Raw genomic sequence first — 21263 nt, forward strand, 5'->3', positions numbered from 1 at the left:
ATGTGGGCCCGGTAATGTTGGATGTGGCAGGCTTTGAGCTGGATGCCGAAGAGCGTGAAATTCTAAAGCACCCGCTGGTTGGTGGGTTGATTCTGTTTACGCGCAACTATCATGATCCTGAGCAATTGCGTGAACTGGTGCGCCAAATTCGCGCAGCCTCCCGCAATCGTCTGGTGGTCGCCGTTGATCAGGAAGGCGGGCGCGTTCAGCGTTTCCGTGAAGGCTTTACCCGTTTACCCGCTGCTCAATCCTTTGCCACATTACACGGTCTGGAAAAAGGCGGTAAGCTGGCCCAGGAAGCGGGTTGGTTGATGGCGTGCGAGATGATTGCCATGGATATAGACATCAGTTTCGCGCCGGTGCTAGATATCGGCCATATTAGCGCCGCTATTGGTGAGCGTTCGTATCATGAAGACTCTGGTAAAGCGCTGGCGATGGCAACGCGTTTTATCGACGGCATGCACGAAGCTGGCATGAAAACGACGGGTAAGCACTTCCCAGGGCACGGCGCGGTGACCGCTGATTCCCATAAAGAGACCCCACGTGACTCACGCGAAGAAGCGCAGATCCGCGAACATGATATGCAAATCTTCCGCACACTGATTACGGATAACAAACTCGACGCGATTATGCCTGCCCACGTTATCTATACCGACGTTGACCCACTTCCAGCCAGCGGTTCCCCGCACTGGTTGAAAACTGTTTTACGCGGTGAACTGGGCTTCAACGGCGTTATCTTCTCAGATGATTTGTCTATGGAAGGGGCAGCGATCATGGGCAGTTATGCCGAACGTGGCCAGGCATCACTGGATGCAGGTTGCGATATGATCCTGGTCTGCAATAATCGTAATGGTGCAGTTAGCGTGTTAGATAACCTGTCTCCGGTCAAAGCAGAGCGTGTTACAGGTTTGTATCATAAAGGTTCATTTACCCGTCAGGAGCTGATGTCATCAGCGCGCTGGAAGGAAGCAAACCAGCAACTTGAGGCGCTGCATGAGCAGTGGCAAGCCCACAAGGCGGGTCTTTAACTCCTCGGGCCAACAGGCCTGAATTCGTGTGGTGAGGATGCAATGATTATCTATTTACACGGTTTCGACTCAAACAGTCCTGGTAACCATGAAAAGGTGCTGCAACTCCAGTTTATTGACCCGGACGTACGTCTTATCAGCTATAGCACCCGGCACCCGAAGCACGACATGCAGCATCTGCTCAAAGAAGTCGACAAAATGCAGCAGCTGAGCGACGACGATCGCCCGTTGATTTGCGGCGTGGGGTTGGGTGGGTTCTGGGCCGAACGTATTGGTTTTCTGTGCGATATTCGTCAGGTTATCTTTAATCCAAACTTATTCCCGCAAGAGAATATGGAAGGGAAAATCGACCGTCCTGAGGAATACACTGATATTTCGACTAAATGCGTGCAAAACTTCCGCGAGAAAAACCGCGATCGTTGCCTGGCAATCTTGTCGCGTAACGACGAAGCGCTGGATAACGCGCGAGCCGCCGAATTGTTGCATCATTACTATGAGATCGTATGGGATCAGGAACAGACCCACAAATTCAAAAATATCTCACCACATTTGCAGCGGATTAAGGCATTTAAAACCCTGGGCTAGATGGCCTGTCAGACATGTTTTTTATAAGGGTCAGCCATGTGCTGGCCCTTTTTGTTTATCTTTTCGACATAAAAATTTGACGCACATCAATTTTGGTATGACCAATACACCATCCATGTTATTCTTTGGTCATATTACTGGGTTTGTTTGTGTAACTTGTTGTTAATTAAATGCTATTTACATAACCTTTAATTAACAATTGGTTAATATTTTAAGGGGGTCACTTTGACTACGCCATTAAGAAAAATTGTCATTGTCGGTGGTGGTGCTGGCGGACTTGAACTGGCCACTCAGCTAGGTAAGAAACTGGGCCGTGGTAAAAAAGCGAAGGTTACACTTATCGACCGTAACCATAGTCATTTGTGGAAACCGTTATTGCACGAAGTAGCAACCGGTTCACTGGATGAAGGCGTGGACGCGCTGAGCTATCTGGCTCATGCCCGCAACCACCACTTCCAGTTCCAGCTCGGTTCAGTAATGGATATTAATCGCGAAAGCAAAACCCTGACGCTCGCAGAATTGCGTGACGACAAAGGGGAATTACTGGTTCCTGAACGCAAAATCCCTTATGACACGCTGGTGATGGCGCTGGGAAGTACTTCCAACGACTTCAACACGCCGGGCGTGAAAGAAAACTGCATCTTCCTCGACAACCCGCATCAGGCTCGTCGTTTCCACTCCGAAATGCTGAATCTGTTCCTTAAGTATTCTGCAAACTTAGGGGCTAGTGGCAAAGTTAATATTGCGATTGTTGGCGGTGGGGCGACCGGTGTTGAGCTGTCAGCTGAACTGCATAATGCAGTCAAACAACTACACAGCTATGGCTACAAAGGCCTGACTAACGAAGCGCTGAACGTCACGCTGGTTGAAGCTGGTGAACGTATTTTGCCTGCTTTGCCACCGCGTATTTCTGCGGCGGCGCATAGCGAACTGACCAAACTGGGTGTGCGCGTACTGACGCAAACCATGGTGACATCTGCAGATGCTGGCGGTCTGAATACTAAAGACGGTGAATACATCGCCGCTGATCTGATGGTTTGGGCTGCAGGAATTAAAGCACCAGATTTTATGAAAGATATCGGTGGCCTTGAAACTAACCGTATCAATCAGTTAGTGACAGAGGCAACGCTACAAACCACGCGCGATCCTGATATTTATGCAATTGGTGACTGTGCTTCCTGTGCACGTCCTGAAGGTGGCTTTGTGCCACCGCGTGCGCAAGCCGCACACCAGATGGCATCGCTGGTATTGAACAATATTCTGGCGCAGATGAACAATAAGCCACTGAAAGCTTACATCTATAAAGACCACGGTTCACTGGTGTCCCTGTCTAAGTTCTCAACAGTGGGTAGCCTGATGGGTAACCTGATGCGTGGTTCGATGATGGTAGAAGGGCGCATGGCGCGTTTCGTCTACATCTCGCTTTACCGTATGCACCAGGTTGCACTGCATGGTTACTTCAAAACTGGCCTGATGATGCTGGTGGGTAGTATCAACCGCGTGATCCGTCCGCGTTTAAAACTGCACTAAGTGCCTCTGCCCAAGAGATGCAAACCCGGCCTCGTGCCGGGTTTTTTGTTGCTGAACGCAGCATAAAAATTCATATATGACCTTTTCATGCTTAGGAATGCTCTCAAACACCGCTTTTATCTGTATGAACCCGCACTTTTCATCCGTTGTCTGATTTGTCAAAAGCCCCATCTGGTTGCAAAATTGTAAGCAATTGCACAATCAGGAGGATGTCCTGTGAATAAATCAATGGTAGCGGGTATAGGTATCGGTGTGGCCGCAGCACTGGGTGTGGCGGCGGTTGCCAGTATGAATGTTTTTGACCGTGGTCCTCAGTATGCACAGGTGGTGTCTGCGACACCGATTAAGGAAACAGTTAAAACACCGCGTCAGGAGTGCCGTAACGTAGCGGTCACTCATCGCCGTCCGGTACAAGATGAAAACCGTATTGTCGGTTCTGCTCTGGGTGCTATAGCAGGTGGCGTCATTGGTCATCAGTTTGGTGGTGGACGCGGTAAAGATGTTGCGACAGTGGCGGGTGCGCTGGGCGGTGGTTACGCTGGTAACCAGGTACAGGGCTCCATGCAGGAACGCGACACCTACACCACCACGCAGCAGAAATGCACAACGATCTATGATAAATCAGAGAAGATGCTCGGTTACGACGTGACCTACCGCATTGGCGATCAACAGGGTAAAATCCGTATGGATAAAGACCCTGGTACACAGATCCCACTCGATGATAAAGGCCAGTTAGTTTTGAATAAAATCTAATGGCTAAAATGACGCCCCGCAATTTTTATGAACGGGGCGTTTTTTCTATTAAGGGTTTATTAACTCCACCCTTACTTACTGCGACGGAGATAAGGTAACACGGATAATAAAGCCAGAATCGCTAATCCCGTTCCAATCTATACAGCCGAGCGTAAAACTAAGCCCGACGATATCTTCGAGGGTTTTTCCATTTGAAATGTTTTTATTGAGTAAGCGTAAACCGTAATAGCCCGCCATAAAACCTCTTGCCATCTCGACGGCCGTTGCTTTATTGCTTAGTTCACTGCTTTGTTGTCCTTCGATAAATACTGCGACCAGAGTCTTTTCTAAACGCTGACGATATTCATTATTCAGACTGGCAACGGCTTCATCTTTGTTGCCCATCTCGAGAGCTGAAAATAAGACCATCGCATCATATTATTCTGGCTGAGAAAGATCTTCGGCGATACGTAGACTGATTTTTTTATGAATTGCCACGCACCACGGCTTGAGTTTTTATTTGTGATAACCACGTAATTGCTGCTGTATTTCCAGTAATGCAGTCACCTCTGCTATCCGCCGCTGGGTGTAAGCAGGGACTTCTTCAGGCGCTTGCACAAATAGCCGATTCTCACCAAACACCACATCATGTAAACATCGGTCATAGAGTGGCCCTGCAAGTGTATTGCGTTCGGTACTCTGATCCGATATTTGTTCAACCACTTCGTTTATACCTTCACGGTCGATATTAATAATTTGCCCATCGTGAAGATAAATGCGCATCCCTTTTTGCCCGCCCGCAGGCCCGGCATATTTGTTGAGATGAAGTGTAAAGGGAATCTCGTTGAGGGTGCCGGTTAGTAGAGCTTCGCCTTCTGCAGTCGTAAAATCTCCGGTTGAAATTGCGTTACCCAGCCGGTCACGTGCGTAGCTAAGCTCAATGCTCAACTGGTCATTGCCACCGAGCTGGTGGAGAGTCTCTCGCATCATGGCGAGCGTATGAGTGCCGATATCCACAATTACGCCGTCAGGGTGGCGCAACTGGCGAGTATCTGCATCTCCTGTGGCGAAGTTCAAGGCAATAGCTTCACCCGCCGCATTAAAGCCACTTGGCTCGAGCAAAAAACCTTCAATACGGCTTATTTCATTGATGCTGCGAATGTAATTACAGGCCTGGGTGCGTACCATCCAGTGATCTAATGCCAGAATACGAGCGGCGATTTGCGGTTCTTTGAGTAATATCTGGAGTTTCTCAAGCTGCTCAAGCGTGGCGGCGACTGGTTTTTCAACCACAATAGCGGGTACGTTACTTTGCAATACGGCTTCAAGCACCGGAAGATGATGAAGTGAGGAGGTTGTTATCAGAACGATGTCCAGCGACTTTGCCAGCAACGCTTCAAGGGAATCGCAGCGCGAGATTTCATCAATTTGGCGTGTCGGATTGGCGTCATAGCCATAACATTTAAGAGCCGGAAAAGACATGCGGCGTAAAGCTGGAAGATATGCTGTTTCGATGACCGAACCTAAACCAATAAAACCTGCCAACATAATTAAGATCCTACGAAATATAAGTCGTATCTATTATTAGAGTCCTTATGTTTTAGATAACTATTGCGCTGTGGTCGAGTGAGAATATGTGTACGAGCGTAAAAAGCAGGCTTATTTTTAATCAGCCTGCTGAAATTACAATTTAGAACAAGAAGGAGTAATTCACACCGTAAGTCCGTCCACGCCCTTTATATTCGTACAGCGATGGGCTGCCGTAGGTTGGGCTGTAGAGCAATGGTGCGCGTTGGCCCCATACTGTTGTGTAGTCTTTATCCAACAAGTTTTCGACGCTAAAGCTGAGTTTTCCCAGAGGCAGAGCATAACTGCCGATAAAGTCGAGGGTATTGTAACCATTGATTTTATTGCCGCTTGCATCGGTCAAATCAAATGTCTGTTGGCTTTGTACGCGCAGGCTCCATGGATCTGGCGCCCAACCAACGTACGCGGTGGCTTTCGAGGGGCTGGCATATATCACATCCCATTTCTGCCATTTACCGTCTACTTTTGTTTCTGATTTCAGCACATTGAAGTTAACACCCGTGCTCCAGACGGTTTCCGGGATGTAGTAATCTACTGCGCCTTCAACACCGTAAATACGACGATTATCATCCTGAACATTGATAGTCATATCTGCACGGTTGATGGAGATAGACTTGTCGGACAATGAGTAGTAGGCCGCAATCTGGCTACGCAAACTATCCCCGGTATAGCGCCAGCCCAACTCATAAGAATCGACCTTGATCCCCTGAAGTTTCGATTGCCCGACGTTAACACTGTTGACCAGTTGATAATGGCCGTTTGCCAGGCGATAAGTGCCGTTACCGTAGTATTTGCCTGGGTCTGGTAGCTCTACACCTTGCGAGAAGTTAAGCCAGGCTTGCTGGCGTTCGGTAATGTGCATTAACACACCCGCATTGAACAACGCGTTGTCGTAATCAGTGCTGCCGCCAGGGATTGCATCCGCAGAGCTTGCGATACCATTTGCAATACCTTGTTGTTGAGTAAACCCAACAAAATCATCAACTTTATTTTCTGTCCACTGATAGCGCACACCGCCGCTCACGGTAAACAGATCGTTGATGTCGTAGCTGGTTTGCAGGAACGGTGCGAGGTTGGTAATGGTGTAACCTGGGTAACGTCCGGTGGAGTAAATGCTTTGGTTATTCAGGCCGCCTGAGGCATTGGCTTTTGCCAAATCAAAGAACATTTGGTTCGAGGTAAAGCTCTCGTGGTCGGCATCCACACCATAGGTTAGCTGCCAACCATCAAGTGGTTTACTGGTAATCGCAAGCTTTGCGCCATACTGGTCGGTGTCTTGCTGGGAGGCCGAGAAACTGGTGACGGTACTGCGCGTAAGTGTCGGGAACGGATAGAAAGTCAGCGATTCATCGCGATAGTAAATTTGCCCGACGACCTCCTGGCCAAGGAAATCGCTATTGGAATATTGCAGGCTAATCAGATGGCGCTCGGTGCCCGGAATACGATCTGAATTGAGTTGGTTGCTAACAAATGCATCGCCATTGCCGGTTACAGCGGAGAAATTCTTACCCAGATTCAATCCGTAGTCATCATCACCCTGGCTCTTGTAATACTGAGTCACCACTTGCAATTGCTGGGTTTCATCAATATTTAACGTGCCGGTACCCATCACATCCAGACGGTCAGAATACTGTAATCCGGTTTGGGTGTTATCGAGTAGGGTTTGGTCGCCATTACCATCAAACCAACCGCCAAACTTCTGATAAGCCACCGACAAGCGCCCGGAAGCATGATCGTTACCGCCGGAAATCGCACTGGCGACGCGCTCATCGTGATCTTTACTGCTGTTGAAGCCCGATTTAATTCCCGTTTCAAATTCGACCTGCGTCTCAGGTTGCCCCTTTTTAGTGACAATATTAATCAGCCCACCGGTACTGCCGCCGCCATACATCGATGTGGCACCAGAGATCACTTCTATATGTTCGATATTGAACGGGTCGATGGAATCTAGCTGGCGGCTATCGGTACGGGAAGAGTTTAGACGCACTCCATCCACTAGCACCACGATAGAACGGCCACGCATATTCATGCCGTAGTTGGTGCGGCTCTGGCTGCTGACATCCAGACCAGGAATTAATTGCGCAAGGGCGTCTTTTAGCTCTTTGCCACCTTGAATCTGCTGTTCAAGTTCAGCACCTTCAATAACCCAGGTGGTTTGCGCCATTTCTGCAACAGTGCGGTGCATACGGTTTGCAGAAACCAGAATGTTTTCTTCGGTAGTTTCCTGCGCAAAGGCCGGAGTTATCATTGCCAGAAGCAATGGGTTAAGCACCCAGCACGCTTTTTTATGCATCATCATCATCATTCCTTGGATGGGGAAAAATTAACATTTGAAAATGTTTTGAAATAAGAATTCGTTGAATTTTGCCGATAACAGTTCTCATTATCAATATCAATTGATAATATTTCTCAAATTAATTTCATGAATAATCACACTATTTACGTGGTTTACTTTTTTCAGATGAAGGTTTGTTACGACTAAGGAGTCAACATGGCAGGCGTGCAAGGCTATCGATTGTTCAATGTGCAGTTAGTGCATAAATCGCAAGTTTCACCTTCACTGCTTAGTCTGGTTTTTGGCGGCCCTGACATAGCAAATATGAAATGCAATTCGCCCGATCAGCGGATCAAAATGTTGTTCCCGTCTGACGATGGTTCGCTCCCGTCTCTTCCAGAGCAAGGGCAGTGGTATCAGTTGCTGCAAGAATTGCCGAAAGAAAAGAGGCCGATTGTGCGCACTTACACATTGCGCCACATAGACCGTGAGCGTCAGGAAGTGACGGTTGAATTCGTCAGCCACGGCACTGAAGGCCCTGCTTCCGCGTGGGCCATAGCCTCACAACCTGGTGACTCAATACAAATTGTCGCCCCTAATGCTGATTATCCAGAAGACAGTGGCGGTTATGAATGGACTCCCCCGGCGGGATTGCGCCAGGGATTAATTATCGCGGATGAGACAGCATTACCTGCGGCGCGTGGAATTCTTGAGCTGTTGGCAACGCAACAAAATCCCCCGCGAATTCAGGCGTTCTTTGAAGTGCCAGAGCAGGGGGATTGCGTGGATTTAAGCGAGTTTAGTTTTGCGAGTATTCATTGGTTACCACGCAAACCGGCTAATGCCACGCATGGGGAATGTTTACTCAGTGCGGTCAGGAACGATGTGCGAGTCCCAAAGACTGCGGGCGTAACAGAAACCGTAAATGAAGAAGCTGAAGGTGAATTGTTGTGGGATAAAGCGACGACTGACAGCAATGCGTTTTACGGTTGGGTGGCGGCGGAATCGTCAGTGGTGAAAATGCTGCGGCGGCATTTGATTGGTGAATGCGGTGTAAACCATGACGCCATCAATTTTATGGCGTACTGGAGTAAAGGGCGCGTGCGTTAGCACAAAAGGGCGGCAAACGCCGCCCTGTCAGATTAGATTTTTTTCAGTTCAGGCAACAATCGCATCGTAGTATTCACTATCTGCATCAGTTCCTCATAACTGGCGTTTTCACGCGCGCTGACCGACATTCCCTGAATAATACAACACAAGTATTTAGCCAGTTTGTGCATACAGCTGGTGGCTGGTATTTCGCCTTTTTCCTGGCGTTTTACCAAAAAATGCACCAATGTTTTTTCCTGCATCGCGTGGCGCGCTTTTATCACTGCGGAAATATCTTCCGAAGAAGTAGCCAGTACTGACGAAGTACAGATGATAAAGCAACCCGACGGTGTGTCTTTATCCGTAAACAGCTTAGCGACAACAGAAAGATAATCTTCCAGTGCTTCTTCGAGTGTCCGTTCTTCGCAGAACAAACACGCTTCGTGTTTTTGTGCAAAGCGGTCGATATAACGATCCAACACCGCTCGGAATAACCCCTCTTTATTGGTGAACTCTGCATACAGCGTCGGTGCTTTCGCGCCCGTAGCTTCAACCAAATGCGCCATAGAGGTAGCTTCGTAACCGTGTTGCCAGAACAAAGCCATGGCCTTGTCGAGTGCTGCTTCCCTGTCAAACACCTTCGGTCGGCCACGGCTTTTTTTGATGCAACTGATATCAGATGACATATGTGCCGTTTAACCTTTGTCTGTTTAGTGAGCGATCATTATAAAAATAATAACACGCACTAGCCAGAGGCTAATGATTAAAAATAATTTATTCCTATGCTTATGAAAAATAGTACTTTTATAAAATAGTTAACGACCGTTATAAAAATAGTTTGACGTGTGATGCAGATCACATCTATGATTTACTTATCGATCGTTAAGTAAATGACTTAACGACCTTACAAATCATCTGCTCAAGGTAAATAACATGAAAAACGTAAAAACTCTTATCGCTGCTGTTGTTCTTAGCTCAATCTCTTTTGCAAGCTTCGCCGCTGTGGAAGTTCAGGCAACACCAGCAGGCCAACAGAAAATCGGTACCGTGAGCGCAACTGCCGGGACTAACCTGGGTTCTCTGGAAGCACAATTGGCTGAGAAAGCTGAACAAATGGGTGCAAGTTCATTCCGCATCACTTCTGTAACTGGCCCGAACACTCTGCATGGTACTGCTGTAATTTATAAATAAGCGTTACTCCCTCATTGCGCTGATTTATAAAACTTGCCAAGAAAAAGGCCTCGTTGAAAAACGAGGCCTTTTGCATTTCTGAAGGGTTCCGAGAAATTAGATTTCGTTGGTTGCTGCGATATGTGCGTTCACGTCAACTGGCATTCCGGAACGATGTTTCATGGCTTGCTCCATTATGGATGCATCCGTTTCCGGTGCGGCCTGGAACTGCTTCATTTGTTCGGTGAGCACAATTGGCAGCACTTTCGGGTCGTCATTAATATCTTTAGACAGTGGCTGATGTACTTCAACTAAGCGCGTGCCGTCTGGCTCCACCGAGGTTTTAATGGCGGTGTTGATGATGCGCACAGGTGTGCCCACTGGCATATCTTTATACAAAGCTTTGATGTCGTCATCGCGCAGGCGAATACAACCAGAGCTCACGCGCATGCCAATGCCAAAGTCCGCATTGGTACCGTGAAGCAAGTAAACGCCGCCAAAGGCTGCAAGACGAATCGCATGGTGGCCCATAGGGTTATCTGGTCCTGCCGGGACAACGACAGGAAGTTTGACGCCATTAGCCAGGTAACGAGCACGAATATTGGCTGTTGGTGTCCATGTCGGGTTGGCGCGTTTATCTGAAACAGTGGTCACCATTGTTGGCGTCACCGTATCGCCACCGAGTTGACCAATGCCAATTGGGTAGACCGTTACACTGTTCTGTCCTTTGGGATAGTAATACACGCGCAGTTCGGCAAGATTCAGTACCAGACCTTCGCGTGGCGCATCCGGCAGCAACATTTGGCGCGGAATCGTCAGCACACTCCCCGCACGTGGAACATAAGGATCAACACCTGGGTTTGCCTGTAACAAAGCGAGGAAGCCGACATTATATTTTTTGGCAATAGCCTCAAGTGAGCCTCCGTCATTTTGTACCACATGGAAAAAATTCTGGCCGATCAGACGGCTGCCTTCAGCTGGCAGAGGATATGAATTGGCGTTCGCGGCAAAAGAGGTGAGTGTTGCGCTAACCAGCATAATCGACGCCAGCCAGCGTACGGCGCGAGCCTTGTGAGATGATAAAACGCTCAAAGAGGTAACCACGGTAAACCCTATAATAATTAATGTTATAAAAAAGTTAATCCATGATTATGGCAGGCGAGGGTGTCGGGAAACCCTGGTGAAATGAAATGATGTGTAAAGGTTTAGAAAATCGTGCCCAAGCGATGGACTAAGGCACGATGAGTTGATTAAGCCGCGGCGTTCTGTGCTAGCTGGTGCATAAAGTTACGCACCCATTCCATACGGACTTTGCGGTCGGCGAGATCTTCAATGAATTTGAGTCGTGTCGGCCCATCAAGGCGGTAATGCTGGGGTTGTTTTTGCAATAAACCAATCAGCCAAACCGGATTGACATGGTTCTTCTCAGCAAACTCAATGACTCCGCCTTTATCGTTACCTTCAATTTTACGCACGCCGAGTTTCTGAGCTTGCTGACGCAATGCAGCAATATCTAGCAGATTACGTGCGGCATCCGGCAGCAAACCGAAGCGGTCGATCAATTCTACTTTCAGCTCATCAAGCTCATGAGCGGTTTTTGCACTGGCGATGCGCTTATAGAATGACAGGCGAGTGTTCACGTCTGGAATGTAATCATCCGGCAGCAGGGCAGGCATACGCAGTTCGACTTCGGTCTGGCTGCTGGTCAAATCTTCAAGCGACGGCTCACGGCCTTCTTTGAGTGCATCAACGGCGTTTTCCAGCAACTCCATATACAACGAGAAGCCAATGGTTTCCATTGAGCCGCTCTGGCCTTCACCGAGTAACTCACCAGCACCTCGAATTTCCAGGTCGTGCGTCGCCAGAGCAAAGCCTGCGCCCAAATCTTCAAGAGACGCGATAGCTTCCAGGCGTTTTTGCGCATCCGTAGTCATTGCTTTTGGATGCGGCGTTAATAGCCACGCATACGCCTGATGGTGCGAACGTCCAACGCGCCCACGCAACTGGTGTAACTGCGCGAGGCCAAAATGGTCTGCACGTTCGATGATAATGGTATTGGCTGTTGGAATATCGATACCGGTTTCGATAATCGTTGTGCACACCAGCACGTTAAAACGCTGGTGGTGGAAATCATTCATCACCCGTTCTAATTCGCGCTCACGCATTTGACCATGGCCTATGGCGATGCGTGCTTCTGGCACGAGTTCAGCAAGACGGTCAGCCGCTTTCTGAATATTTTCTACATCGTTGAAAAGATAGTAAACCTGTCCACCACGCAACACTTCACGAAGAATCGCTTCGCGAACCACTAAGCTGTCGTATTCACGTACAAAGGTTTTTACCGCCAAACGGCGTGCCGGAGGTGTGGCGATAATCGACAAATCGCGCATCCCGCTCATGGCCATATTCAGCGTACGTGGGATTGGTGTTGCAGTAAGCGTCAGAATATCGACATCGGCGCGCATTGCCTTGATGCGTTCTTTATGGCGCACGCCAAAGCGATGTTCTTCATCGACAATCAGTAGGCCGAGATCTTTCATCTTTACATCATCTTGCAGCAGCTTATGGGTGCCGATAAGAATGTCGACTTTCCCTTCCCGCGCTTCTTCAAGAATTTGTGCTTGTTCTTTGGCGGTGCGAAAACGTGACAGCATTTCGATGCGCACCGGCCAGTTGGCGAATCGATCGCGGAAGTTATCCAGATGCTGTTGGGCAAGCAGGGTGGTTGGCACCAGAACCGCCACCTGCTTATTGTTTTCCACAGCAAGGAATGCAGCACGCATCGCAACTTCGGTTTTACCAAAGCCCACGTCGCCACAGACCAGGCGGTCCATCGCCAACGGCTGGCACATGTCGCTTAATACGGCGTTAATGGCCTGAGCCTGATCTGGCGTGGTTTCAAACGGGAAGGTGTCGCAGAACATTTGATATTGTTCGCGATCTTGTTTAAACGCGAAACCTGTTTTAGCGGCACGTTGCGCGTAAATATCCAGTAATTCTGCGGCGACATCGCGCACTTTCTCCGCTGCTTTCTGGCGTGCGCGCGACCAGGCATCACTACCGAGTTTATGCAGTGGCGCATTTTCTTCGGCACCGCCCGCATAACGGCTAATTAAATGCAGTGATGAAACGGGCACGTACAGTTTGGCGTCGCCAGCGTACGTCAGCATCAGGTATTCAGCGGTAATGCCACCGGCTTCAAGGGTGGTTAAACCCGCATAACGACCAACGCCATGTTCGAGATGTACTACCGGTTGCCCGGTATGCAGCTCGGCCAGGTTGCGAATCAGCGTGTCCGGGTTAATCGTGCGGCGGCTATCCTGGCGGCGACGGCTAACGCGCTCACCCAGCAGGTCGCTTTCGCAGATTAGCGCCCGGTTGCGCAGGGTATCGATGAAACCGTGCTCGCTTGAACCCAGCATCAGATAGCGGCCATTATCCACCGCTTCATCAAGACGATAGATACGCTTCGGTGCGACTTTGATTCGTGCCAGCAACTCACCAAGCGCTTCACGGCGGCCTTCACTCTCTACAGAAAACACCACTGGGCCTGCGAAAGATTCGAGGAATTTCCGCAAGCTATCGAGCGGTGCTTTTTGTTGTGCCTGGACTGCAAGATCTGGCAACGGGCGATAACCCAGATTGGTGAATGCGGCTTTGTCGGCCAGCGTTTCAGTTTTGAGCTGAATACGCGGCCAGGTTTTGAGTTCGCTGAACAGCTCGTCTACGCGCAGCCACAGGCTTTCCGGCGGCAGTAGTGGGCGCATTGGGTCAACGCCACGATTTTCGAAACGGGCAAATGTATCCTGCCAGAAGCGTTCGGCGCTGGATTCGATGTCGCCGGTATTCACCAGCAAGGTGTTTTTCGGGAAATAACTAAACAGCGCGGGCAACGGCTCGCTGAAAAACAGCGGCTGCCAATATTCAATCCCGGCAGGGAGCATGCCTTTACTGACTTGTTGATAGATGTGCTCGGGTTCGCGTTTTACATCAAACTTGTCGCGCCACTGGCTGCGGAACAGTTCAATGGCGGTTTTATCGGTCGGGAATTCATGAGCTGGTAACAAGTTGATGGCATCAACTTCTTCAAGCGTGCGCTGAGTGTCAACGTCAAACACGCGCAGGCTGTCGATTTCATCATCGAAAAAGTCGATACGATAAGGTTGGTCGCTGCCCATCGGATACAAATCGAGCAATGCGCCACGGGTCGCAAATTCACCGTGCTCCATTACCTGATCGACACTGCGATAACCGGCCTGTTCTAACTGGCTGCGCAGATTATCGCGCGACAAACGTTGGCCTTTTTTCATCACCAGCGCGTGGCCGTGTAAATAGCTGTGCGGGCAAACGCGCTGCATCAGAGTATTGACCGGCAGGATCAGCACACCGCGCTGCATGGTTGGCAGTTGATAAAGCGTAGACAAGCGCGAGGAGATAATTTCCTGATGCGGCGAGAAACTGTCGTAGGGCAGTGTTTCCCAGTCGGCGAGGTTCACCACAAGGCTTTCCGTAAACTGGCTAATTTCGTCATGCAGACGCAGAGCATTTTGCATATCTGGGGCAATCAGCACCACCGGGCCATTATGGCGTTCGACGATTTCGGCAACCTCAGTTGCGCAGGCAGAACCGGTAAGTTCCCCAAGCTGGCGCTGATCACCAGCTTTTACAGGTAAGGAATAGCGATAATTTTCAGGCATAGCGGCTGTCAGAATCTCTCAGGTTGCGCCGTTTATACCCCTTATCTTTCAAGCTGCAGGGGTGTTGGCTGCTTCACAAACGATGTTGTTTATTATCCGCGATCGTTTTGTATTAGCAACAGAATCGGCAACACCGTTTATCGAGCGTCCGTCGCTGTAACCATCCTGGCGGGCGGCGAGAAGAACATATCACCGCACAACGCACGGGATAATTTTCTGAACCCTAAACCGAATAGCGTACAAATCGCCAGGCTGGCAAATGGATAAACCATCAACACCACCAGAAGTAACTCGTCAGAAAGTTGGCCGTGATTGATTTGCCCAATCATAAACAAACTCAGCGCTTCAATGATGATGCGGTGGGTGGTGTAAATCGCAATGGTGTTGGAGCCCACAATATTCAGGAAGGCGTCGCTACGGCTTTCACGCCAGCTATCGAGAAGATAAAACAGTTTCATGATGACAAAAATCGACACCACGGAAATCAAGACCGGGACGTTTACCAGATATAACGCCACAGAGAGCAGGGCGGTGCCCGCACAAATTAGCGGATGCTTACGGACATCAAACGATTTCATGCTGCTCATTAGTTGCGGGCCAAACCACGCGCCAAGCCCGTAATAACACATATTACGTACCACGCTGTTCATGCCCCACCATGGCAACGGCATAAAGCTGATGACCACATTTACCGCCAGCAACATCACGATAACCGGCACTTTGTATTGGCGCAGGCTTTTGAAAACCAGGAAATAAAGCACTAACGCATAGAGATACCAAAGGCTGGTGCTGGCCTTCGCCATGCTGGTGGAAAATTGCAGCAGGGTTTCCGAATACGCGGCATTAGACGTTGGGTTACGCACCAGTTCTGGTGCCAGCCACTGGTTAATTAACGAGATACCCAGCCACTGCAAAATGCCCCACAACAGCAAGACATAAAAGATATTCCAGATGCGTTTATCAATGCAGTCACGCCATTTTACCGACTCAATGTAGCGAGTTATTAAAAAACCCGAGATAAAGAAAAACACTGGCATCCGAAACGGTGCCAGATAGAGATTCAGGTAAATCCAGCTTTTGGCGAGGTATTCTGGTAATCCGGCTGATAACTGGGTCAGATGCGGATAAAAAGTAATCACGGAGTGATAGATAACGACGAGGCAGATGCACAATCCCTTGATATGGTTTATCCACAATTGTTTGTTTTTCATGCGATAGGAATATCTTCTGTTGGCTTGTATTTACCTTCAGGGTGGAAGATTGGCGGGCATTTTTTTACCTGATTTGTCTGTTTTTGTAAGAATTCGGAAGTTTTCAGATATTCCGTAGGAACAATTAATCACCGTTCTGGAATAGCTTTGACTTCGAAAACAAGATGTTATGAGTTTGATTTAATTAGTATTTCACTTGTTCTTAAAAATCAAAAAAACGTTACGTTTCATTTACTTGATAGGGTATCGCTTATATACTTCTCGCCAACTTTGCATCCGCAACTGCCACAAGACGGAATACATGTATCAACCTGTCGCGTTATTTATAGGCCTGCGCTACATGCGCGGGCGAGCAGCTGACCGCTTCGGTCGCTTCGTCTCCTGGCTGTCGACTATCGGTATTACGCTTGGCGTAATGGCATTGGTCACGGTGCTTTCCGTGATGAATGGTTTCGAACGAGAGCTGCAAAACAACATTCTTGGGTTGATGCCACAAGCGATAATCACCTCGCCTGGTGGCTCTATTAATCCCGAAACACTTCCTGCGAAAGATCTCAAACTCGAAGGCGTCACGCGCGTGGCCCCAATCACAACGGGTGATGTGGTGCTGCAAAGTGCGCGCAGTGTCGCTGTGGGTGTGATGTTGGGTGTGAAACCGGAAGAAAAAGACCCACTTTCGCCGTTCCTGGTGAATGTGAAGCAAACCGATCTGGTCGCCGGGCAATACAACATTATTCTGGGTGAACAACTTGCCGGGCAATTGGGCATTAAACGTGGTGACAGTATCCGTGTGATGGTGCCGTCTGCCAGCCAGTTCACACCGATGGGCCGTTTGCCTAGCCAGCGCCTGTTTACGGTAATTGGTACGTTTGCCGCCAGCAGCGAAGTCGACGGTTATCAAATGCTGGTGAATCAGCAGGATGCGTCCCGTCTGATGCGCTATCCGGTGGGCAATATTACCGGCTGGCGCCTGTGGCTGGCTGAACCGCTGAAAGTCGATGTGTTGAGCCAACAAAAGCTGCCACAGGGCACAGAATGGAAAGACTGGCGCGAACGCAAAGGTGAACTATTCCAGGCCGTACGCATGGAAAAAAATATGATGGGGCTGCTGTTAAGCCTGATTGTGGCTGTTGCCGCATTTAACATCATTACGTCTCTTGGCCTGCTGGTGATGGAAAAACAAGGCGAAGTCGCCATTCTCCAGACCCAAGGTCTGACACGTCGCCAAATCATGGCGGTGTTTATGGTGCAAGGGGCAAGTGCTGGTGTCATTGGTGCACTGCTTGGCGCGTTGTTAGGCGCGTTACTTGCCAGCCAGTTAAATAACCTGATGCCGATTATCGGCGCATTGCTGGATGGCGCAGCGCTGCCGGTTGCCATCGACCCTGTACAAGTTACTGTCATTGCGATTATTGCTATGGCAGTTGCGTTGTTATCCACGCTTTACCCATCGTGGCGTGCTGCCGCGACTCTTCCCGCTGAGGCTTTACGTTATGAGTAATTCTGTCCTGTTGCAGTGTGACAAGCTGTGCAAACGCTATCAGGAAGGCAAAGTGCAAACCGACGTGTTGCATGATGTCAGCTTCAGCATTAATACCGGCGAGTTGATGGCAATTGTAGGTAGCTCCGGCTCCGGCAAAAGTACACTGCTGCATTTGTTGGGCGGGCTGGATACACCCACTTCCGGTGATGTGATTTTCAACGGTAAACCGATGAGCTCGATGTCGTCTTCCGCGAAGGCCGAATTGCGTAACCGCGAACTGGGCTTTATCTACCAGTTTCACCATTTGTTACCTGATTTTACCGCGATGGAAAACGTCGCAATGCCGCTGTTAATTGGCAAAAAGAACCCCGATGAAACCAAACAGCGTGCGCTGGAAATGCTTAAAGCCGTAGGGCTTGACCACCGCAGTAATCACCGTCCTTCTGAGCTTTCCGGTGGTGAGCGTCAGCGTGTGGCGATTGCGCGTGCATTGGTCAATAACCCGCGCCTGGTGCTGGCCGATGAACCAACCGGCAACCTGGATGCGCGTAATGCAGACAGCATTTTCGAGCTTCTTGGTGAGCTGAATGTGCGTCAGGGAACTGCATTCCTGGTGGTGACTCACGACCTGCAACTGGCGCGTCGGATGTCCCGTCAGCTAGAAATGCGTGATGGCCGCCTGACCAGCGAACTGACTTTGATGGGAGCCGATTAATGGCTTCGCCACTGTCACTGCTTATTGGTTTACGTTTTAGCCGCGGGCGTCGTCGCAGCGGCATGGTGTCACTGATTTCAATCATTTCAACTTTAGGTATCGCGTTGGGTGTGGCGGTATTGATTGTCGGTCTGAGTGCAATGAACGGATTCGAACGCGAGCTAAACAACCGCATTCTGGCCGTTGTACCGCACGGTGAAATTGAGCCGGTTAACCAGCCATTCCACGACTGGAGCGGCGTTTTACAGCGCGTTGAGAAAGTCAAAGGCATCGCTGCTGCGGCACCGTATATTAACTTTACCGGTTTGGTGGAAAGTGGGCCTAACCTGCGGGCCATCCAGGTTAAAGGTGTCAATCCTGCACAAGAAGTTCATCTGAGCGCATTACCGCAATATGTGCAGAATAATGCGTGGCAGAATTTTAAAGCCGGTCAACAACAAATCATTATTGGTAAAGGTGTTGCCGACGCCCTGAAAGTGAAGCAGGGCGACTGGATTTCCATCATGATCCCGAACAGCGATGGTGGCACGAAACTGCTGCAACCCAAGCGTGTTCGCCTGCAAGTTGAAGGAATTCTGGCTCTGAGTGGCCAACTTGATCATAGCTTTGCGATGGTCCCAATGGCTGATGCACAGAGCTATTTGGATATGGGTGACAGTGTCACAGGTATCGCTATTAAAGTGAATGATGTCTTCAATGCTAACCAACTGGTACGCGATGCGGGTGAAGTGACTAACGCTTATGTCTACATCAAAAGCTGGATTGGCACATACGGCTACATGTACCGTGATATCCAAATGATCCGCGCCATTATGTACCTGGCGATGGTACTGGTTATCGGTGTCGCCTGTTTTAATATCGTTTCTACGCTGGTGATGGCAGTTAAAGACAAGAGCAGTGATATTGCCGTGTTGCGTACCCTCGGGGCAAAAGATGGTTTGATTCGCGCCATTTTCGTTTGGTACGGGCTGTTAGCGGGGCTATTGGGCAGCGTTAGCGGTGTGATTGTCGGAGTTCTTGCCTCCTGGCAATTAACCAACATTATCCGCGTGATTGAAAAACTCATTGGCCATCAATTCTTGTCCGGCGATATCTACTTTATTGACTTCCTGCCATCTGAACTTCATTGGCTGGACGTATTTTATGTCCTGATCACAGCGTTGTTACTGAGTTTGCTCGCCAGTTGGTATCCGGCACGTCGTGCAAGTAATATCGATCCAGCGCGAGTTCTTAGCGGACAATAATTTATTTATATACCCTAAATAATTTGGGTTGCAGGTAGGCGGCAAGGGAGTGGATCCCCGGAGTTTACTTTAGTCAGTAACTGGGGCGACGGAGTGCGGCCAACACCACTGCAACTTGAATTATGACGGGAATAAGGGGGTACAATGTATTACGGATTTGACATTGGCGGCAGCAAGATGGCTCTTGGGGTCTACGACAGTGAGCGTCGTCTGCAATGGGAAAAACGTCTTCCCACCCCGCATGACAGTTATGAGAATTTCTTAGCGGCTATCGCTTCCATGGTACAGGAAGCTGATAGCCGTTTTGGTATTAAGGGGTCGGTGGGCATTGGTATTCCTGGCATGCCGGTGACGGACGACGGTACGCTGTACGCGGCAAATGTGCCTGCCGCCAGTGGTAAACCTGTGCAGACCGATTTGAGCGCGATGCTCGGGCGTGAAGTGCGCATGGATAACGACGCAAACTGTTTTGCACTATCCGAAGCCTGGGATGATGAATTCCGTGATTATCCCGTCGTGATGGGCCTGATCCTCGGCACCGGTGTTGGTGGCGGAATTATTGTCAACGGTAAATCGATTACCGGGCGAAACTACATTACCGGCGAATTCGGACATACTCGTCTGCCGGTGGATGCGCTTAACGTACTGGGCCGTGATATTCCGTTAACGCGCTGCGGTTGCGGCCAACATGGCTGTATCGAAAACTATCTTTCCGGACGTGGATTTGCATGGGTCTACCAACACTTCTACTCTGAACCACTGGATTCCAAAGAGATCGTCGCGCGTTTCCGTGCCGGTGATGATAAAGCGATTGCGCACGTTGACCGCTTTGTTGAGCTATTAGCCTGCTGTCTTGGTAGTTTGCTCACAGCAATTGATGCGCATCTGGTGGTGATTGGCGGTGGGTTATCTAACTTTACTGAGATGTATCAGCAACTGCCTGAGCGTCTACCGAAGTACCTTTTGCCAGTAGCAAAAGTACCGCGTATCGAACCCGCGCGACATGGTGACGCCGGCGGGATGCGTGGTGCGGCATTCCTCCATCTCACGGAGTAAATTATGTTATCGCGTCGTCAACATCGGCTAAGCCGGTTTCGCAAAACTAAACGCTTGCTGAGACAGCGCTTGCGTCAGCGTGCTTTTTTCAGAGATATTCCTGGGCCCGAAGCGATGGAAAAACCCAGAGTAGTGGTACTTACCGGGGCGGGAATTTCCGCTGAGTCAGGTATTCGTACTTTCCGCGCCACTGACGGCTTATGGGAAGAACACCGGGTGGAAGACGTCGCAACACCGGAAGGTTTTGCACGTGACCCTGAACTCGTACAGGCGTTTTACAACGCCCGTCGTCAGCAACTTCAGCAGGCAGAGATTCAGCCCAACGCAGCACATCTGGCATTGGCAAGGCTTGAAGAAGAGCTTGGGGAACACTTCCTGTTGGTGACGCAAAATATTGATAATCTTCATGAGCGCGCGGGCAATAAAAACGTTATCCACATGCATGGTGAACTGCTGAAAGTACGCTGTGCTCGCAGTGGGCAAGTGCTGGAGTGGAAAGGAGATATTACCCGCGAAGACCGCTGCCATTGCTGCCAGCTTTCTGCACCCTTGCGCCCGCATGTAGTTTGGTTTGGCGAAATGCCGCTCGGTATGGATGAGATTTATCAAGCGCTTGCGACGGCAGATTACTTTATTGCTATCGGTACATCAGGCCATGTCTATCCGGCAGCCGGATTTGTCCATGAAGCCCGCTTACAAGGCGCACATACCGTTGAGTTGAACCTTGAGCCGAGCCAGGTTGGCAGTGAGTTTGAGGAGAAATTCTATGGTTTAGCCAGTGAAGTTGTGCCGGAGTATGTCGACCGCTTGTTGAAAGGTCTATAACAAATAGCGGGTAGTCGATGCTGCCCGCCTATTAAT

The 21263-nt window shown here is 49.6% G+C and carries 18 protein-coding genes; 11 read left to right on the forward strand and 7 right to left on the reverse strand.

Going from position 1 to position 21263, the window contains the following annotated elements; genetic code table 11:
* Nucleotides 1-2 precede the first annotated feature (2 nt).
* The 4 genes from nagZ (at nt 3) to FH968_RS03685 (ending at nt 3896) form a co-directional block, all read left to right on the forward strand.
* Nucleotides 3-1028 (forward strand): beta-N-acetylhexosaminidase, encoded by a 1026-nt coding sequence (gene nagZ, locus FH968_RS03670; RefSeq protein ID WP_139877518.1) that lies wholly within the window; start codon nt 3-5, stop codon nt 1026-1028.
* Between the two features lie 42 nt (nt 1029-1070).
* Entirely contained in the window at nt 1071-1613 is a 543-nt protein-coding gene (gene ycfP, locus FH968_RS03675) for an alpha/beta hydrolase YcfP (RefSeq protein WP_139877520.1), read from the forward strand.
* A gap of 225 nt (nt 1614-1838) precedes the next feature.
* The gene (locus FH968_RS03680; RefSeq protein ID WP_139877523.1) at nt 1839-3143 is read left to right on the forward strand and encodes an NAD(P)/FAD-dependent oxidoreductase; all 1305 of its coding nucleotides are present in this window, start codon (nt 1839-1841) and stop codon (nt 3141-3143) included.
* A 216-nt stretch (nt 3144-3359) separates the two neighbouring features.
* Nucleotides 3360-3896, forward strand: a complete 537-nt coding sequence (locus tag FH968_RS03685; protein WP_139877526.1) for a glycine zipper 2TM domain-containing protein — start codon at nt 3360-3362, stop codon at nt 3894-3896.
* Nucleotides 3897-3971: 75 nt separating this feature from the next.
* Here the strand turns inward: FH968_RS03685 and FH968_RS03690 are convergent, their stop codons facing one another.
* The 3 genes from FH968_RS03690 to FH968_RS03700 all read right to left on the reverse strand — a co-directional run bounded on the left by FH968_RS03690 (nt 3972) and on the right by FH968_RS03700 (nt 7755).
* Entirely contained in the window at nt 3972-4280 is a 309-nt protein-coding gene (locus FH968_RS03690; protein ID WP_223271279.1) for a hypothetical protein, read from the reverse strand.
* A gap of 111 nt (nt 4281-4391) precedes the next feature.
* Nucleotides 4392-5423 (reverse strand): Gfo/Idh/MocA family oxidoreductase, encoded by a 1032-nt coding sequence (locus FH968_RS03695; protein WP_139877529.1) that lies wholly within the window; start codon nt 5421-5423, stop codon nt 4392-4394.
* A gap of 142 nt (nt 5424-5565) precedes the next feature.
* Nucleotides 5566-7755 (reverse strand): TonB-dependent siderophore receptor, encoded by a 2190-nt coding sequence (locus FH968_RS03700; RefSeq protein ID WP_139878027.1) that lies wholly within the window; start codon nt 7753-7755, stop codon nt 5566-5568.
* A gap of 198 nt (nt 7756-7953) precedes the next feature.
* Between FH968_RS03700 and FH968_RS03705 the strand changes: the two genes are divergently transcribed.
* Complete coding sequence (locus FH968_RS03705) at nt 7954-8847, forward strand: siderophore-interacting protein (protein WP_139877531.1); 894 nt, start codon at nt 7954-7956, stop codon at nt 8845-8847.
* 32 nt (nt 8848-8879) lie between these two features.
* On the opposite strand, the gene FH968_RS03710 is transcribed toward FH968_RS03705, so the two are convergent.
* On the reverse strand, nt 8880-9512 hold the full coding sequence (locus tag FH968_RS03710) for a TetR/AcrR family transcriptional regulator (protein WP_139877534.1): 633 nt from the start codon (nt 9510-9512) through the stop codon (nt 8880-8882).
* A gap of 247 nt (nt 9513-9759) precedes the next feature.
* Here FH968_RS03710 and bhsA point away from each other — a divergent pair, with 247 nt between their 5' ends.
* Nucleotides 9760-10017 (forward strand): multiple stress resistance protein BhsA, encoded by a 258-nt coding sequence (bhsA, locus tag FH968_RS03715; protein WP_139877536.1) that lies wholly within the window; start codon nt 9760-9762, stop codon nt 10015-10017.
* A gap of 96 nt (nt 10018-10113) precedes the next feature.
* Here the strand turns inward: bhsA and FH968_RS03720 are convergent, their stop codons facing one another.
* From FH968_RS03720 to FH968_RS03730, 3 genes are all read right to left on the reverse strand, one after another.
* The gene (locus FH968_RS03720) at nt 10114-11034 is read right to left on the reverse strand and encodes a L,D-transpeptidase family protein (RefSeq protein ID WP_139878028.1); all 921 of its coding nucleotides are present in this window, start codon (nt 11032-11034) and stop codon (nt 10114-10116) included.
* Between the two features lie 212 nt (nt 11035-11246).
* Nucleotides 11247-14693 carry a transcription-repair coupling factor gene (mfd, locus tag FH968_RS03725; protein ID WP_139877538.1) on the reverse strand — a complete coding sequence of 1149 codons (3447 nt, stop codon included), beginning with the start codon at nt 14691-14693 and terminating at the stop codon, nt 11247-11249.
* Nucleotides 14694-14830: 137 nt separating this feature from the next.
* A complete protein-coding gene (locus FH968_RS03730) occupies nt 14831-15904 on the reverse strand; it encodes an acyltransferase family protein (protein ID WP_139877541.1) in 1074 nt (357 codons plus the stop codon).
* Between the two features lie 301 nt (nt 15905-16205).
* Between FH968_RS03730 and lolC the strand changes: the two genes are divergently transcribed.
* The 5 genes from lolC to cobB all read left to right on the forward strand — a co-directional run bounded on the left by lolC (nt 16206) and on the right by cobB (nt 21227).
* On the forward strand, nt 16206-17405 hold the full coding sequence (gene lolC / locus FH968_RS03735; RefSeq protein WP_139877544.1) for a lipoprotein-releasing ABC transporter permease subunit LolC: 1200 nt from the start codon (nt 16206-16208) through the stop codon (nt 17403-17405).
* Nucleotides 17398-18102 (forward strand): lipoprotein-releasing ABC transporter ATP-binding protein LolD, encoded by a 705-nt coding sequence (gene lolD / locus FH968_RS03740; RefSeq protein WP_139877546.1) that lies wholly within the window; start codon nt 17398-17400, stop codon nt 18100-18102. The genes lolC and lolD overlap by 8 nt, the downstream gene beginning before the upstream one ends.
* Nucleotides 18102-19346: a lipoprotein-releasing ABC transporter permease subunit LolE gene (lolE, locus tag FH968_RS03745; protein ID WP_139877549.1), complete on the forward strand. Its 1245-nt coding sequence runs from the start codon at nt 18102-18104 to the stop codon at nt 19344-19346. Before lolD ends, lolE begins: the two co-directional genes overlap by 1 nt.
* 144 nt (nt 19347-19490) lie before the next feature.
* A complete protein-coding gene (nagK, locus tag FH968_RS03750) occupies nt 19491-20402 on the forward strand; it encodes an N-acetylglucosamine kinase (protein ID WP_139877551.1) in 912 nt (303 codons plus the stop codon).
* 3 nt (nt 20403-20405) lie between these two features.
* Nucleotides 20406-21227, forward strand: a complete 822-nt coding sequence (gene cobB, locus FH968_RS03755) for a Sir2 family NAD+-dependent deacetylase (protein WP_139877553.1) — start codon at nt 20406-20408, stop codon at nt 21225-21227.
* Nucleotides 21228-21263: the final 36 nt, after the last annotated feature.

The organism is Buttiauxella sp. B2 (assembly GCF_006376615.1).
GTDB lineage: Bacteria > Pseudomonadota > Gammaproteobacteria > Enterobacterales > Enterobacteriaceae > Buttiauxella.